This window comes from Streptomyces sp. NPDC002602, from assembly GCF_042889445.1.
Lineage (GTDB): Bacteria > Actinomycetota > Actinomycetes > Streptomycetales > Streptomycetaceae > Streptomyces.
Genome location: NZ_JBIAQX010000012.1, coordinates 230,785 through 246,025 on the forward strand (window position 1 = coordinate 230,785; position 15,241 = coordinate 246,025).

Here is a 15,241-nt window from a genome sequence, read left to right on the forward strand (position 1 = left end):
CCGTGACCGGAGCGCGCAGCATTTGTGACCGGATGATGACCGTTTGGCTGCGGTCGGCGTCACAGGGAAATGGACGACCTTTTCCCGCGATCCGGGAACCTGGAGTCGAGCCGCTCGCATCCTCTTTTGCGAACGTTCACCACCACCGCTCCTGGAAAGGGCCCTTCGTTGAGCCGTATACGCCGCACCGCCATGGCGGGCACCGCACTTCTGGCCGCCTCTTTGACCGCCTGTTCGGGCGGGAGTGACGGTGGCGGTGACGACAAGGACAAGACCGAGCTGAAGCCGAAGGCGCCCATGGCGGTCTCGGTCGGCCAGACGGGCGGCCAGGTCACGGCGGGCCGTCCGGTGACCGTGACGGTCGCCGACGGCAAACTGGCCCAAGTGAAGGTGACCGACGCCAAGGGCGCGGAACTGCCGGGGAAGATATCCGACGACGGAAGGACCTGGACGTCGGAGCGCAACGCCGCTCCCGGCGCGGAGTACAGGGTCGAGGCGCAGAACGGCGACAGTCAGAGCGCCACCACCCGGTTCAGGACCAGCGCCGCCGACAAGGTGAACAAGGTCTCGATCAACATCTCCAAAGGCAGCTCGGTGGGCGTGGCGATGCCGGTGTCGCTCGTCTTCGACAACCCGGTGACGAACAAGGCGGAGGTCGAGAAACAACTCAAGGTCACCACCTCGAACAACACCGAGGGCACCTGGGGCTGGATCAAGGACTATTCCGGCAACGACCGCGTCGACTGGCGGCCCAAGGAGTACTGGAGGTCCGGCACGGACGTGAAGGTCGAGATGCACCTGAACGGCGTGGACTCCGGGAAGGGCGGAGGCATGTTCACCCGGGACTACGACACCGAGTTCAAGATCGGCAAGGATCGTCGGATCCGGGTCAGCCTCGACACCAAGAGGATGTCGGTGACCCAGGACGGCCGACAGCTCGCAACGGTCCCGATCTCGGCCGGCACCCCGGGCGGCAAGAAGGCCTCCTGGTCCGGGAAGATGGTGATCATGTCGAAGGAGGGCACCATCCGGATGGACTCCCGGACGGTGGGCCTGGAGAACGCCTACGACAAGATGGTCGACTACTCGATGCGCCTCACCTGGTCCGGCATGTACGCGCACGCCGCCCCGTGGAACGAGGGCGCCTTCGGCCGCGTCAACAGCAGTTCCGGCTGCGTGGGGATGAGCGACGCCGACGCCGGGGAGTTCTTCGGACAGTCCCAGATCGGCGACGCCTTCGAGGTGGTCGGCGAGGGCTCCAAGGGCAACGCGGACATCGGCAACGGCTACGGCGAGTGGAACCTGTCGTGGGATCAGTGGAAGGCCAGGAGCGCCTTGTCCGGCACCCCCCGGAACGGCTGACGCCCACCGCTGCCGGGGCGGCCGGGTCGACCGCCGGCGACGCCCACCACAACCTCGGGCAGGCGGACCGGGCCGAGTGGACGTGGGGCATCGCGAGCGACACCGCGCTCTCGAACATGTCCGTCCCCGGCACCCATGACACGCTCGCCATCCCCCGGCACGCCCGGGGGCCGTCCCTCCTTCCCGGAGGGACGGCCTGTTCACTCCGACTCCCCCGACTTCCCGGGCCCCTTCCCCTCCTCGTGGGAGGGGAAGGTCACCCGAGTCACGTTCGCGTCGTGAGTCGCGCGACCGCCGCGTCGTATCGCGCCTGAAGCCCCGTATCCGCCGATACCCGCAGCAGCGCGCCGAGTGCCCGTACCGCGCCGTCCTCGTAGCCGGAAGACTCCGCCTCCCGGGCGGCCTGGTCGAGCTGCCGGATGCCCCCGGCCTCGTCCCCGAGCCCCAGCAGCGCCTCTCCCCTCGCCATGAGAAGCAGTACCCGGGGCACGTCGGCCGTGTCCGAGCGATCGTCGAAGGCGAGGGCTTCGGTCGCCGTGTCGAGAGCCTGGCGCCATTTCCCGGCGTCGACCCGATGCCGGGCGAGGTGCTGCATGGCCAGTCTCTCGATGGTCCGGTTTCCGGCCTTGCGCGCCAGCTCCAGCGCCCGTTCGCATCCCCGCGCGGCCTCGTCCGGGCCACCGAGTGCCGCTTGCGCCACGGCCAGGACGATCAGCGCGTTCGCCTCGGCGACCGCGTCACCGGACCGGGCGGCGAGCGCGGAGGCGGCCCCCAGACGAGTCAGCGCCTCCGCGATGCGCCCCTCCTCGATCAGAACCCAGCCGAGCACGTTCAACACGCGCGACTCGCCGTGCTGATCGGCGTCGGCCCGCGCCGCCTCCAGCGCGGTCTCCAGGAGCGGAACCCAGCCGTCCCGCACCCGCCACACGATCAACGGCCACAGCAGCAGAACGATCCGCCAGGTCCTGCCGTGCAGTCCGGCGGTCTGTGCCGCGGCCACCGCCAGGGTGAGGTCGTCCCTCTCGGCCGCGTACCACGCCACCGCGGCGGACCGGTCGGCGAACTCCCTCACGGCGGCGGGCGGCAGGTGGTCCGCCGGCAGCGGAAAGCAGTCCTCGTTGCCGGGCTCGGCCGCCGCCACGGCCGCGAGTGCCGTGGCGACGTAGTGGTCGAGCACGCGCTTGAGCGCATCCGGCCCGGCGTCCAGGCTCCGCGCGTAGAGCCGTACGAGATCGTGCAGCGTCCAGCGACCGGGCGCCGACTCCGTGACGAGGTGCGCCGCGGTCAGCCGCTCCAGGGACATCTCGGCGGCTGCCGGATCAGTGTCCGCCAGGGCCGCCGCCGCATACCGGTCGACGTGCGTGCCGGGGTGACGGCCGAGCTGGGCGAACTGGCGGGAAACCTGCGGGGGGAGCTGCCGCAGCGTCAGGTGCAGCGCCGCCCGTACGCCGGTGTCCTCCACGTCCAGCAGGCTCAGCCGGCGCGTCTCGTCGGACAGCTCGGCGGTCATCTCTCCCAGCGACCAGCCGGGCCGCTGCGCCAGCCTGGCGGCTGCCACCCGCAGTGCGAGCGGCAGCCCGCCGCACAGCTCGGCCAGCCGCCGCGCGGCCACCGGCTCCGCGAGCACCCGTTCCGTGCCGAGTACCCCGGCGAGGAGCATCGTGCCGTCCTCCGGCCCGAGCACGTCCACGGCCACGGGCCGGGCCATGTCGGTGACGATCAGCCCCGACAGCCGGTGCCTGCTGGTGACGACGGTGACGCAGTGGCGACCGCCTGGCAGGAGCGGCCTGACCTGCTCGGAGTCACGCGCGTTGTCGAGCACCACGAGGAGCCGGAGGTCGGCCGTCAGCGACCGGAACAGCGCGGCCGCGCCGTTCGTCGACTCCGGTATCCGGCGCTGCGCGACACCGAGCGCCGCCAGGAACTCGCGCAGCACTTCCCTCAGGGCCGGCACGCCCGTGTCGCCGAAGCCGCGCAGGTCGGCGTAGAGCCGCCCGTCGGGGAAACCGTCACGGCCGTGGTGTGCCCAATGCAGCACCAGGGCCGTCTTGCCGACCCCGGCGGGCCCGGTGATCAGACAGACGGGCGCCTCTCCCGTGGCGGCCCGGGACAGGGCGAGGAGCTCCGCCGCCCGCCCGTGGAATCCGCGCGGTGCGCGCGGGAGCAGCTCGGGAGCACCGTGCCGAGCGACGTCCGGTACGGCGGCAGGGAGCGGGACGGCCGTCGGGGTGACCGGGGAAGCAACCGGAACCGCGGCGTCTGCTTTCGCCGTGCCCCCTGTGATGGCCGGCGTCACGTCTCCTCCGGTGGCCTGCGCCACGTCTGATTCACCGCCGCGCAAGGCCGAGGCGTAGGCGTTCGCCAGTTCCGGCCCCGGGTCCACGCCCAGTTCGTCGGCGAGCAACCGCCGGGTGCGATGGAACCAGTCCAGCGCCTCCGAACGGCGCCCCGCTCTCCGGAGCGCCTCCATGAGCGCGACGGACAGCGATTCGCGCAGCGGGTGGGCCACTGCCTCGGCGCGCAGGACAGCGGCGGCCCCGGCATGGTCCCCCAACCGCGCGCACCCCGAGGCAAGTTGCTCCACCGCGGCCAGCCGCAGCTCCTCCAACGCCTGTGCGGCGGCCTGCAGCGGTGGGCTCGGGCACACGTCGGCCAGCGCCGGGCCTTGCCACAGCGACAACGCCTCTCGGTACGTCGCCACGGCCTCGGCCGGCCCAGGCTGCTCACGGGCCAGAGCCACCAGGCCTTCGAAGCGGTGCACGTCCAGCAGGGACTTCGGCATGCGCAGGACGTACGCCGGGCCCTGGGTGACCAACTCGACGCCGTGCGCCCCGGCGTCGGCGCTCGTCAGCGAGGCTCGTAACCGCGACACATGGCCCTGGATGACGCTGCGGGCGCGCGCCGGAGGTTCGTGTTCCCACAGAGCGGTCGTCAGGTGATCGACCAGCACGGGGCAATTGGGGCGCAACAGCAACGCGGCGAGCAGGCTGCGCCGTTTGACGGGACCGAGCGGCAGACCGCCGGCCTCGGTGACGACCGACACCGCTCCGAGCAACCGGAACTCCATCTGCCCCATGCCTCCCAGCAAAAGAGTTCAGGATAGCGCGGCGCTTCCCGGGGTCGAGCACCTCCCGGCCGGCGAACGGCCACATCCGGCGGTCCTCTGCCGGTCAGGAGCACCGCGGTGCCTGACGGCCGTCAGCAGCGGCGTCCCCGGCCGGGCGACGGAGCCGTCTCCGCCGCCGTCCCCTCGCGCCGGAAGAGAACGACGAGGAAGGTCAGGGCGATCCCCGCCGCGATCACGTAGAGGGTGGTGCTGATGCCCTGGGCCGTCCGGTTCCGCAGCTCCTCCCCGCCAGAGCCGTGCAGGCCGGTCGTCGCCACGAGCACCAGAACGGCGAGGCCCACGGCGGCGCCCATTCCCGAACCGGTGGAGGCGATCCCGGACGCGGTGCCCTGGTCGCCGTCGGCCACACCGGTTCCGGCGGCGATGAACATGCCGGTGAACACGACGCCGTCACCGACGCTGAGCGCGACGAGCCCCGGGACGAGGGAACCGTAGGAACCGTTCGGGGTGATCGCATGGCCGAGCAGGACGGCTCCGAGCGTGCCGACGGCGAGGGCGCCGAGCAGCGTGTCGCGGAGCCCGAACCGGGTCACCATCCGGCCGGCCGTCATCGACCCGGCGACGACGACCGCCGTCGGGACGATGAATCCCGCTCCGGTCCGGAGGGCGTCGTAGCCGAGGACCTCCTGAAAGTAGAGCGAGAGGAAGTACAGCACGGAGCCGAACGTCGCCATGAACAGGAAGGCGACGACAAGGCTCGTGACGAGGCTGCTGTTGGCGAGCAGCCGGGGCGGAACGAGCGGATCGTCGCTGCGGCCCTCCACCAACGCGAACACACCCAGCAGGAGAAGTCCCGCCGCGGCGCTTCCCAGGATGCCCGGCGAGCGCCAGCCCAGATCCGGTCCCTGGACCAGCGCGAACACGATCAGCGTGACGCCGAAGGTGACGCTGAGCGCGCCGGGCAGATCGAAGCCGCGCTTCCTGTCGCGCGGCCCGTCCTTCGGGATGAGGACGAACGCGAGCAGCAGGGCGGGCACCGCCAGCGCGACGTTGACCAGGAACACCGCTTCCCAGCCGAAGACGTGGGTCAACACTCCGCCGAGGAGAACGCCGATCACCAGTCCGGCCGCGCCCGCTCCGCCCCAGACTCCCAACGCGCGGTTGCGCGGGCCGCCTTCGGCGAACGTGACGTTGATGAGGGCCAGTGTGGTGGGGAAGACCAGCGCGCCGCCGAGGCCCTGGACCGCGCGGGCGGCGAGGAGCATCGGGGGCCCGGTCGCCAGTCCGCCGACAAGGGCCGCTCCCGCGTAGAGGGCGAGCCCCGTGGCCAGTACCCTACGGCGACCGAGGAGGTCCGCCGTGCGTCCGCCGAACAGCAGGAAGCCCGCGGAGGCCACGGCGTAGGCGCTGATCACGGACTGGAGGGTACGGCTGGAGTATCCGAGGTCGTGGGCGATGTCGGGCAGCGCCACGACGACGATGTACTGGTCGAGGGAGACGGTGAACATGGCGAACGACAACAGCGCGAGAGTCGCCGTCTCCCTGTTCCTGCCGAGGCCGCCCGGCCGAAACCTCGCGTCAGACGCCACAACAGCACTCCTCGGCGACACCGACACCGACACCGACACTACGAACATCACATTCAGGAATGCCCCACTATGTCACGGTCCCCGCGATCTGTGCGTGTGAGGAGGTCCGGCCGCGGCACGACGCCGACCAGTCGGTTGATGAGCTGTCTTCCCGGCGGCTGCGACGTCTGGGCGAAGCGCCCTGACCCGAATGGCCCCCTGTGCGCCGCGAAACACGGCCGCCGACGGCAGGGGGTGCGGGGACTTGGTAGCCGGGCCTTGAGCGCCGGAGCGGGTGCCTGCCCCCTCCCCCCGCCCTCGGTGGACCACCCGCCGTGGCACCGCACGACAGGCCGAAGTGCGCGAAAATTCTGGCCATGGAGACGACATTGAGCTTGAACACGGCGATCTCCGACATCGCCTGGTTCCTGGTGGTCGGGCTTGCCGTGGTGGGTTTCCTGCTCGGCGGTTTCGTACTGGGCAAGAGGATCCGCAACAAGGAACCCGCCCCGCCCACCGCCGAGAGCCAACCGCACCTGCCCGACGGCGGGGCGGTCCACGAGATCCGCGAGGAACGGGAGTACGTGGGGTTCCCCTCGGAAGGCCTGCGCCCGCACGAGATGCAGGGATACGGCAACTTCGGCTCCACCACCCACAGCCACCAGGAAGAGGCGCGCGCCGAACGCGAGTCCGGCTACGGACACCAGGAGGGACCCGGGCCGCACCCGCAGCCGGAATCCCCGCCGGACTCGGGCCGCGGCGCCCACAGCTGATCCGGCTTCCGGAAGTGGTACGCCCACCGGTCCCTGAAGGATCGAACCCCTACGGCTCTGTGATGGTCAGAGGGTTCCCTGTCGCTTGATCAACGACTTCGCGCTCGTCCAGCGGTTTCCGGAGCGTGAAGCTCACCGGTTCCAGTCCGATGTTCGCCGCGCAGGCTTCCCCCTCCTTCTCGTGTGTGGTCAGCGTCAGCGTCAGGGAAACCATGGTGTCGGTCTCGGTCCCGGAGAGCCGGCCCTCTTGACACCCCCCGATGGGGACATCCGTCGTGAGGGTCCGGCTGTCCGCACTGATGACGGTCGGTCTCGTGATGGGCTGAGAGGTCGAGGAGCGGCCCGACTCGGGGATTCCGGCTCGCTCGGCCTGCCCGCAGCCGCCGAGCGCGAAAGCGCCGAGCAGGGCCGCCAGGGTGGCCCGCGCGTGAAGTGAGCGTGGATTCATGCCGGTGTGATGCCTCAGGTTTGCTCCTGGTTCCTGCAGGGACAGCACCACGGTCCGGTCGCCTCGACCTATCCGGCCCCGGACGGTGTACCGCGCCTGTGCGATCAGCCGTGCCGGAGCCGCGGACCGCCCGCCCCCCTGCCCTTCCGCCTTTCCGCCCGTCCGCCCGTCCGCCCGTCCGCCCGTCCGCCCGTCCGCCCGTCCGCCCGTCCGCCGATGTCATCGCGCGCCGCGCCGTCGGGCAAGCCATCTGCGACGACGGACAGGAGCCGGCCGGCGCCGGCGCGAACGGCCGTTCTGCTTCCCGGATCCCCGCGGGTGTAGTAGATGGTTCTCAGGCGTCATCGGCTCGGGGCAAGGGGTGGGAGCACATGGAACCGGTTGGGTTGTCGGAGGCTCTGGACGAGCTGCGCAAGGAGCTGTACCGGGCGGCGGACGGCGGGGCCGGCCAGCAGTTGCGGTTCGAGGTGGAGCGGGCCGAGCTGGAGCTCGAGGTCGAGTTCCGGCGTGAGGGCCAAGGGAAGGTGAAGGTCACGGTCGGCGCGTGGGGAGCGAAGGCGGAGGGGGAGGGTGGCCACTCGCGGGGATCGGTGAGCCGGCAGCGTCTGACCCTCTCGTTGAAGGTCCAGGACGAGGCGACCGGCGGCCAGTCGTGGAAGGCGGGCCGCGGAGCCGGACGTGCAGGGGCCGCTTCCGACGCCGAGGCCGAGGCCGATCAGGAGGACGGGGTGGCCGGGGTGGCCGGGGTGGAGCTGGACGACGTGGACGGCGTGCCGCCGTGGGAGCGTTGATCCGTGCAGCCCGGGCGTCTGGCTCTCGTACGAGTGGCGGGGCGGACGGAGGGGTCGGGCTATCTGATCGGCCCGCAACTGGTCCTCACCGCTCTGCACGTGGTCACGCGGCAGGTACGGGACCGCGCGGGAAGGCTGGTGAGCGAAGAGCTGCGGCAGGCCGGGGAACTGTCCGTCCTCGTCGGGCACCCTCGTGTCGACCGGCACGGTGCCTTCAGTCTCACCCGCGTGCCCCGGACGGAGCGGCGGGCCCGGGTGTGCTGGCCCTACCCGCTGGGCGTGCACACCTCGGAGAGGCTCGACCTCGCCCTGCTCTGGCTGGACCGTCCCGTCGAGACGGCGGGGGAAGCGGTGCGCTGGGGTGAACCTGCCGGTACCGTCCCCGTGCCGTACGAGGGATTGGGCTATCCCCTGTTCGCCGAAACCGACGACGAGGCGCACGTCGAGCACCTGCGCGGCCGGCTGCCCGTGCTGAGTACGGCCCCGTACGGATGGGTCCTGGACGCGCGGGTCCGCCCCGCGATGCCCGGCCCGGGGCAGGGGACGCCGTGGTCGGGCGCCTCGGGAGGGGCGGTCTTCAGCCTCGGGAGGCTGGTCGGCGTCGTCGTCGGTCAGCGCCCCGAGATGGGGCTGAGCCGCCTGCACGCCCATGCCGTCGGGCACCTCTTCGGAAACGAGACGGCCGAGAGCATCCTGGCTCGTCACGGCGGGCACGGGCGCCTGCCCGTACTGGAGAAGGTGACGGCTCGCGAACCGGGCGGGGGCAGCGAGGCAGGTGCCTGGCCCGTGACGATGGGCACCGTGCCGACTCTGGCCTCGGCCTTCCAGGCCCGCACCGGCGTGCGCGAGCGCATCGACGGTGCCCGGACCGGCCGCGCCGGGGTGGTGCTGACCCAGGTGCTGTCCGGCGGTGGTGGGGTGGGCAAGACCCAACTGGCCGCCGCCTACGCCCATGAGGCCCTGGCGGCGGGCACCGACCTGGTGGTGTGGGTCGACGCCACCGACACGGACCACGTCATCACCCAGTACGCCCGGACCGCCCACCGCGTCGGGGCGCCCGGCGCCGAGGGCCGGGACTCCGAGGCCGACGCGCGGGCGTTCCTCTCCTGGCTGAGGACGACGTCCCGCTCGTGGCTGGTGGTTCTCGACGACCTCACCGACCTCGACGGCTCGCAGGAGTGGTGGCCGCAGGCCTCCCCCTTCGGCAGCGGCCGGGTGGTGGCCACCACCCGCCGCACCCACGAGCCGTGGCTGTCCGGCGGCGGCCGGGCCGAGGTCGCCATCGACACCTACACACAAGACGAGGCCCACACCTACCTGCACGACCGCCTGACCGCCGCGGGAAGGTCCCACCTGCTCGACGGCCAAGCCACCCCACTGGCCTCGGCTCTGGGTCTGCTGCCCCTGGCCCTGGCCCACGCCGCGGCCTACATGATCGCTCAGGACGAACCCTGCTCCCGCTACCTCGGTCTCTTCAGCGACAGTGCCAACCGCCTGGCCGCGCTCCTCCCCCGCGCGGCGGATGCTGAGGGCTACGGCCGGCAGGTGGACGCGGCTCTGCTGCTCTCCCTGGACGCGGCCCAGATGAGCGACCCGGTCGGGCTGGCGGTCCCGGCACTGCGCCTGGCGGCGATCCTGGACCCCGCGGGCCACCCCCAGGACCTGTGGGCGGACGCAGCCGTCACGCGCTACCTCGGCGCCCATCAGTCCCTGGCCTCTCCTTCCGGGCCTTCGGAGGCGGGCGGGGAACGTGCCCGAGCCGCACGGCGACTGCTGCACCGGTACGGCCTGATCACCGACGACTCCCGCGGCGGCCACCACGCCGTACGCATCCACGCCCTGACCGCCCGCGCCGCCATGGAGATCATCCCCGACGGGCAGCTCCCCGCCCTCGTCCGGGCAGCCGCGGACGCCCTCCTGGCCCTGTGGCCCCGGGCCGACCACACCGACCGCGACCTCGGCGGCGTCCTGCGGGCCAACACCGACGCCCTGCGGACCCACGCCGGGGACCTCCTGTGGGTTCTGGACAGGTACCCGGTCCTGTACCAGGCCGCGCACAGCCTCTACGACAGCGGCCTCTACACGGCCGGCATCACAGACGGGCAACGCCTCGCTGCCGACAGCAAAAGGCTGTTGGGCCCCGAACACCCCAACACCCTCACCGCACAGGGGTACCTCGCCGCCTTCCTGCGCAAGGCAGGCCGGATCGACGAGGCCATCGCCCTGCTGGAGCAGGTGACAGCAGACTCCGAGCGGGTGCTGGGCCCCGAACACCCCGACACCCTCACCGCGCGGGGCAACCTCGCGGGCTCGTACGGACAGGCGGACCGCATCGACGACGCCATCGCCCTCGAAACACAAGGGGTGGCGGACCACGAGCGGTTGCTGGGTCCCGAACACCCCCACACCCTGATCGCACGCGGCAATCTCGCGGCATCGTACTGGGGGGCGGGCCGGATCGACGAGGCGGTCGCCCTCGAAGAGCAGGTGGCGGCCGACAGTGAACGGCTGCTCGGCGACGAACACCCCCACACCCTCCTCAGCCGGGCCAACCTCGCCGCCTCCTACCGCAAGGCGGACCGGATCAACGAGGCCATCGCCATCGAGGAGCAGGTGGCGGCGGCCCGGGAGCGACTGTTGGGCCCCGAGCACCCCGACACCCTCGCCGCCCGGGCCAACCTCGCGGCCTCCTACCAACGGGCCGGCCGCGTCACCGAGGCCATCGTGCTCCTCGCACGGGTGGTGGCCGACCGGGAGCGGGTGCTGGGCCCCGGGCACCCGGACACCGTCATTGCCCGGGGCGGCCTCGCCCTGATGAACGCCTTCATGAGGAGAAGGGGCCGGTTCACGGGCGGGCCCTGACCGGGTGCCTCCCACCGCGTCGGCGACGGGCAGGCCGGTCTCCCGCAGCGGAATCGGACAGCGGTGAACCCCGAGGCCACCCCTGCCGGTGAGGAACCAGGCCCACTCACGTGAGGACGGCACCGGCAAGGCGTGCTCCTCCAGCACCGCGCTCATGCGCGTCTCCAAGGACGCCCGCACCCACTGGCCCGACTTCCAGGAGGTCATACGAACCTGGCCGCTCGCCCTGTGGGTGGCCGTCGACAACATGTTCACCGCGTACGGCTCCGACCACCGGCGGCTGCGACGGATGATCGCCCCGGCGTTCGCGGCGCGCCGTGTCGCCGACCACACCGGCATCGAGACCGTCGTCTGGGAGCGGCACAACGACAACCGCCACCGCACCCACGGACATGCCGACGGTCCGCCCCGTGGCATGACGGCTGTCGGACACGCGGGGCCGGCCCCGGCCGCGGCCCGAGGCCGTGACGGTGAAGCGGCCCGACGCGTTCGGGCCGCGGATCCCGCGGGTGGTGGTCGGGCGGTTACTCGTACCGATACTTCAGCGAATCCGCCTCCGCCTGCTCGATGTCGGCGATCGTCAACTCCGGCATCCGCAACTGGGCCAGCGTCACCTCGGCCGATGCCGGTTGGGCGTCCGCCGACAGCCACTCCTCCGGCTTCCAGGCCCCGCTGCGCAGCAACGACTTGGGGCAGTGCGGGTAGACCTCCTCGATCCCCAGCACCAACGCACTGGCCGGTGGCTTGCCCACGGCGGTCAGCTGCGACAGCAGCTCCGGGCGGGTGGAGACGCAGGCACGGCCGTTCACCCTGAGCGTCGTGGTGCGTCCCGGGATGACGAACAGCAGCCCGGCCCGTCCGGTGGCAATGACGTTCTGCAGGGTGTCCAGACGCTTGTTGCCGGTCGCGTCCGGCATCGCCACCGTCCGTGCGTCCAGGACGGCGACGAACCCCGCGGGGCCGCCGCGCGGGGAGACATCACAGTTGCCCTCGGCGTCCGCGCTGGCGACCAGAACCAGCGGTGAGCAGCCGATCAACCGCCTCGTCTGATCCGTGAGTTCCGTCATCTGCTTCCGCACGGCCGCGCCGCTGGGGGATGCGTAGACCCGGCGCAGCGCCTCCTGGTCAGGCACGGCGTCGAGACGGAGCGAGTCGAAGGCACTGCTGGTATGGGTCGTCATGCCTTCGACCCTAACTACTGAGCTTTTCGTCTTGTTGTCGGGTGTCCGGAGGGTAGTGATCTTTCGGTATGCGGCTGAATCTGGTGGCCACCGTATGACTGTTCCCGACGCCGAGATGCCCGTGGGGCGGATCCAGCTTGAGGCCGATACGAAGACTCAAAAGGGCCGTCCGGTCAGCGGAGGGCGACGGTGGTGCCGAGTTGTTCGAGGTATCGCACGGTGCTCTCGAAATAGGTGAGCTCGCCTGCGGCGTCCACGCTCACCGAGGCCAGGGCCTGCCGGGCGATCTCCGAGTCGTGCCAGACAAGGGTGAATGGCCCCGGCAGGTTGTCCCCGCCGCAGGGGCAGCCCTTGAGCATCCCCCAGCACAGGTTGAGGTGCCAGCCGGGGCCTGCGACTGCTTCGCCGAGCGCGCACTTGAGGCCGGCGACGTCCGTGACGAACCGGCCGTCCAGATGACATGTGCTGCCCGCGTCCGCGCCGGGACTGGCCGAGGTGAAGCGCAGCCACTCCTCCCGCCCGCCAGGTGAGAAGCGGGCCCACGTGTTCCGTTCGCCCGGAGCACCCTCGTACCACGCATCCCAGACCGGGCGTGCCGCGAGTCCTGGCGGGTGTTTCAGTCCTTCGCGCAGGGACATGTCGATGAGGGCGCCCCCGAGCACAGACGGGCGGGAGTCGGCGATGTGGAGTGTGAGGCGTTCCTCGGTGCGGATCACCCGGCCGGTACGGTCCACCGCCCGGAGTTCCACCGGGTCGCCGTCCGCCCTCGGCCGGACGAGCCGTTCGAGCAGTTGCCCGGTCGGCTCGCAGCCAATGAGTCGCATCGGCGCCACCTTCGGGGCAGGCCGGTCAGCGTACAGGCCCTCGACTCGGCGGCACTGGCCGATCCGGCTGCCCGTCCCGTTGTTGATCTGTACCTCTGCGTCCTCGGGCTCGCGGACAGGGCCCGGACGGTAGGAGGGCTGACTCGGACCGGCCACCTCGGCCTCGATGAACACATCGAGCAGCAGCGGATCACTCAAGGAGGGACGGCTGCCCACAACGAGGACGTTCTCCAAGTCCCAGTAGTGCACCCAGTACCCGTCCCACGAATCCTTGTGGTTGTCCGGGAACTCGACCGTGACGAACAGATCACCGAGATCGACCGGCTCACGCGCCGACCGCTCGACGGCCTTCAGCAGCCGACCGGTCGGTGCACAGGCGACGAGGGTCAGCGATTCCCGCCTGGTCACGGGGTCCACGAACAGCCCGTCGGCGTTGGAGCACTGCGCCCAAAGCGTCTGCTCGCCGTCCCATTCCTCGCTGACCAGCAGATACCTGAGCGGAATGTTCCGGTTCCACGCCCAGTTGGCCTCTTCGAACTGCACATCGTCCTCTCATAGAGTCACAACCTGGCTCGACGATATGTCGGCCGGGGTGAAGCTGCTGAGAGTTTCAGCGGCGGACCGGCCGGTCGAGGGTCAGGCCCGTGCCAGCGAGACATCCGTCGATGAGGTCGGGCCGGAGTTGGATGTATCGCAGGCTTCGCCGGAGGGCGCTGGTGAGGTGGTCGGGATCCTCGAAGGCGACGTTCGCTGTCGGGCCGTGCCGCAGGAGTGACCACACGCTCTCGACGGGGTTGAGGTCCGGGCGGATACGGCGGCAGCTGGAACACGGTGAGCCAGTCGTGTTCGGCCGCGTACCGCTTCATGCCGGCAGTGCGGTGGGTGTTCAGGTTGTCCCAGACGACCACGATGGGGCCGCCGAGCTGGATGTGGGCCCGGACCAGCAGATCACGGTAGTCGGTCCAGGCGAAGCTCTTTCGGGCCCCTTTGAACGGCAGGTGAAAGCGGGGCCGGTAGATCAGCCGGCTCTTCTTGCCGGGCTTGTAGCAGCACAGAGTTGCTATGGAGATCCGGCGGCGTGACCTGCCGCGAACCCTCGCCGACCTGACAGACGACGATCCCTTCCGCGGCCAGTCGCCCGCGCCCCTCACTCGGACCGGTTGCCCCGTGTCTGGAGGGCGGCCTCCAGCCGGGCGATGTCCTCGGCGTCCTTGGTCCGTCGACGCCTGGAAGGATCCCAGATCGGCATCATCCGTTTGATCTCGATCTGGGCCCGCGGGCTGACGATCGCACAGCGCACCCCACCCAACCGGCCCGGACCGGCATCGAGCATTCCCTCGGGCCAGGGGGCACCGGCCCATGGGCCCCCGGCGACCACCACACGGCCGCCCGTATCCCGGTCCAGGAGCGTAAAGCTGCTGTCCAGCCCGTCCTTGGCGAAATCGAGCTGCAGGTCGGGGGGCGGTCCTGGGACCGGCTGATAGCCGCGCGGCAGCAAGCCTTCCGCCAGGGCCCCGGCGTCGTCCGTCCAGGCGAACCAGTCGATGTCCTCATGGTCTCGCGTGATCTCGCCGAGGAAGAAGTCCATGGCCCATCCGCCGCGAAGCCACACTTCGATCTGGTGAGCTCCGGCGACCTGCACGGTCTCAGCGATCAGACGGAGTTGTCGATCCGCGCGTTCCGTGTCCACAGCCACGCAGGTTACGCGGCAACTACGCACCTCTGCACGACATTTGGCTCCCCCGGGACGGGCGTACGAGGCCCGACGCGGCACTGGGAGTTCTCGTCACATGTCATGTGTCGGCCCGGGGCCTGGGGACGGAGGTCGTTGCCTCGACTTGAGTCGAGCCGAGCAATCGACCACCTCTCGGAGGCATGTCGGTGGCTGCTCCCACGCTTCCGACCGTGAATGTGGATGATCGTGCACGGATCTCCGTGTACGCGGGCGCCCTCCGGGATCGCGGCCGGGCCGAGGAAGCCGAGACCGGATCCGCCCCTCGCCGCGAGGACGGGTACTCCCTGGAGCCGCCCTTCCAGGGTGGCGCTGTCACGCCCACATCAGGAGTGGAGCGAGTGCGACGGCTGCTTTGTAGGCCTCAGCGCTCTTGTCGCCGTGGGGGTGTGCTGACGGCGGTCGAAAGGGCACCCGGGGCCTTGCGGAATCGCGGGGTCTGGGGAATCCAAGGGGAGGAGCCCCGCCGGCTGCCAGACCGGCGGGGAGGGCGCGGACGAGGGCCATGGGCTACGTCGGGTGGTGCGCCGTGTGCGGATCAGCGGGCGATCGAGATCGCGAAGGGGGTGAATCCGTTGGACCGGATCACGTGGGGTACGAACAGGATGGCGGCCTCGGTGGCGCGGGCCGTCT

At 70.9% G+C, this 15,241-nt stretch carries 10 protein-coding genes and 3 pseudogenes; 5 read left to right on the forward strand and 8 right to left on the reverse strand.

Features of this window, described 5'->3' with window-relative positions; all coding sequences use genetic code 11:
• The first annotated feature begins 192 nt into the window (after window positions 1-192).
• Window positions 193-1,362 (forward strand): Ig-like domain-containing protein, encoded by a 1,170-nt coding sequence (locus ACFYW3_RS27705; protein ID WP_389387682.1) that lies wholly within the window; start codon window positions 193-195, stop codon window positions 1,360-1,362.
• Between the two features lie 265 nt (window positions 1,363-1,627).
• Here the strand turns inward: ACFYW3_RS27705 and ACFYW3_RS27710 are convergent, their stop codons facing one another.
• Window positions 1,628-4,429, reverse strand: a complete 2,802-nt coding sequence (locus tag ACFYW3_RS27710; protein ID WP_389387683.1) for a BTAD domain-containing putative transcriptional regulator — start codon at window positions 4,427-4,429, stop codon at window positions 1,628-1,630.
• 131 nt (window positions 4,430-4,560) lie between these two features.
• Window positions 4,561-6,018: an MFS transporter gene (locus tag ACFYW3_RS27715; protein WP_351759536.1), complete on the reverse strand. Its 1,458-nt coding sequence runs from the start codon at window positions 6,016-6,018 to the stop codon at window positions 4,561-4,563.
• 356 nt (window positions 6,019-6,374) lie between these two features.
• Here ACFYW3_RS27715 and ACFYW3_RS27720 point away from each other — a divergent pair, with 356 nt between their 5' ends.
• Window positions 6,375-6,770 carry a DUF6479 family protein gene (locus ACFYW3_RS27720; protein ID WP_351759539.1) on the forward strand — a complete coding sequence of 132 codons (396 nt, stop codon included), beginning with the start codon at window positions 6,375-6,377 and terminating at the stop codon, window positions 6,768-6,770.
• Window positions 6,771-6,819: 49 nt separating this feature from the next.
• On the opposite strand, the gene ACFYW3_RS27725 is transcribed toward ACFYW3_RS27720, so the two are convergent.
• On the reverse strand, window positions 6,820-7,269 hold the full coding sequence (locus ACFYW3_RS27725; RefSeq protein ID WP_389387665.1) for a hypothetical protein: 450 nt from the start codon (window positions 7,267-7,269) through the stop codon (window positions 6,820-6,822).
• Window positions 7,270-7,604: 335 nt separating this feature from the next.
• Between ACFYW3_RS27725 and ACFYW3_RS27730 the strand changes: the two genes are divergently transcribed.
• The 3 genes and pseudogenes from ACFYW3_RS27730 to ACFYW3_RS27740 form a co-directional block, all read left to right on the forward strand.
• Window positions 7,605-8,009 (forward strand): trypco2 family protein, encoded by a 405-nt coding sequence (locus ACFYW3_RS27730; protein ID WP_389387666.1) that lies wholly within the window; start codon window positions 7,605-7,607, stop codon window positions 8,007-8,009.
• A 3-nt stretch (window positions 8,010-8,012) separates the two neighbouring features.
• On the forward strand, window positions 8,013-10,871 hold the full coding sequence (locus ACFYW3_RS27735; RefSeq protein ID WP_389387667.1) for a tetratricopeptide repeat protein: 2,859 nt from the start codon (window positions 8,013-8,015) through the stop codon (window positions 10,869-10,871).
• Window positions 10,872-11,031: 160 nt separating this feature from the next.
• Window positions 11,032-11,200 (forward strand): annotated as a pseudogene (locus ACFYW3_RS27740) (cytochrome P450); the annotation flags it as partial.
• Window positions 11,201-11,395: 195 nt separating this feature from the next.
• On the opposite strand, the gene ACFYW3_RS27745 reads toward ACFYW3_RS27740, so the two are convergent.
• The 5 genes and pseudogenes from ACFYW3_RS27745 to ACFYW3_RS27765 form a co-directional block, all read right to left on the reverse strand.
• Window positions 11,396-12,052, reverse strand: a complete 657-nt coding sequence (locus tag ACFYW3_RS27745; protein WP_389387668.1) for an MSMEG_1061 family FMN-dependent PPOX-type flavoprotein — start codon at window positions 12,050-12,052, stop codon at window positions 11,396-11,398.
• Between the two features lie 173 nt (window positions 12,053-12,225).
• Window positions 12,226-13,419, reverse strand: a complete 1,194-nt coding sequence (locus tag ACFYW3_RS27750; RefSeq protein ID WP_351759552.1) for a hypothetical protein — start codon at window positions 13,417-13,419, stop codon at window positions 12,226-12,228.
• Between the two features lie 67 nt (window positions 13,420-13,486).
• Window positions 13,487-14,027, reverse strand: a pseudogene (locus ACFYW3_RS27755) (transposase).
• Window positions 14,024-14,566, reverse strand: a complete 543-nt coding sequence (locus ACFYW3_RS27760) for a nucleotidyltransferase domain-containing protein (protein ID WP_389387669.1) — start codon at window positions 14,564-14,566, stop codon at window positions 14,024-14,026. The pseudogene ACFYW3_RS27755 and the gene ACFYW3_RS27760 overlap by 4 nt, the downstream one beginning before the upstream one ends.
• Window positions 14,567-15,146: 580 nt before the next feature.
• A pseudogene (locus tag ACFYW3_RS27765) lies at window positions 15,147-15,241 on the reverse strand (NADP oxidoreductase); the annotation flags it as partial.

Coding starts and splice junctions, on each gene's coding strand:
- ACFYW3_RS27705 (WP_389387682.1), top strand. CDS start 193: ATGGCGGGCACCGCACTTCTGGCCGCCTCTTTGACCGCCTGTTCGGGC.
- ACFYW3_RS27745 (WP_389387668.1), bottom strand. CDS start 12,052: ATGACGACCCATACCAGCAGTGCCTTCGACTCGCTCCGTCTCGACGCC.
- ACFYW3_RS27710 (WP_389387683.1), bottom strand. CDS start 4,429: ATGGAGTTCCGGTTGCTCGGAGCGGTGTCGGTCGTCACCGAGGCCGGC.
- ACFYW3_RS27720 (WP_351759539.1), top strand. CDS start 6,375: ATGGAGACGACATTGAGCTTGAACACGGCGATCTCCGACATCGCCTGG.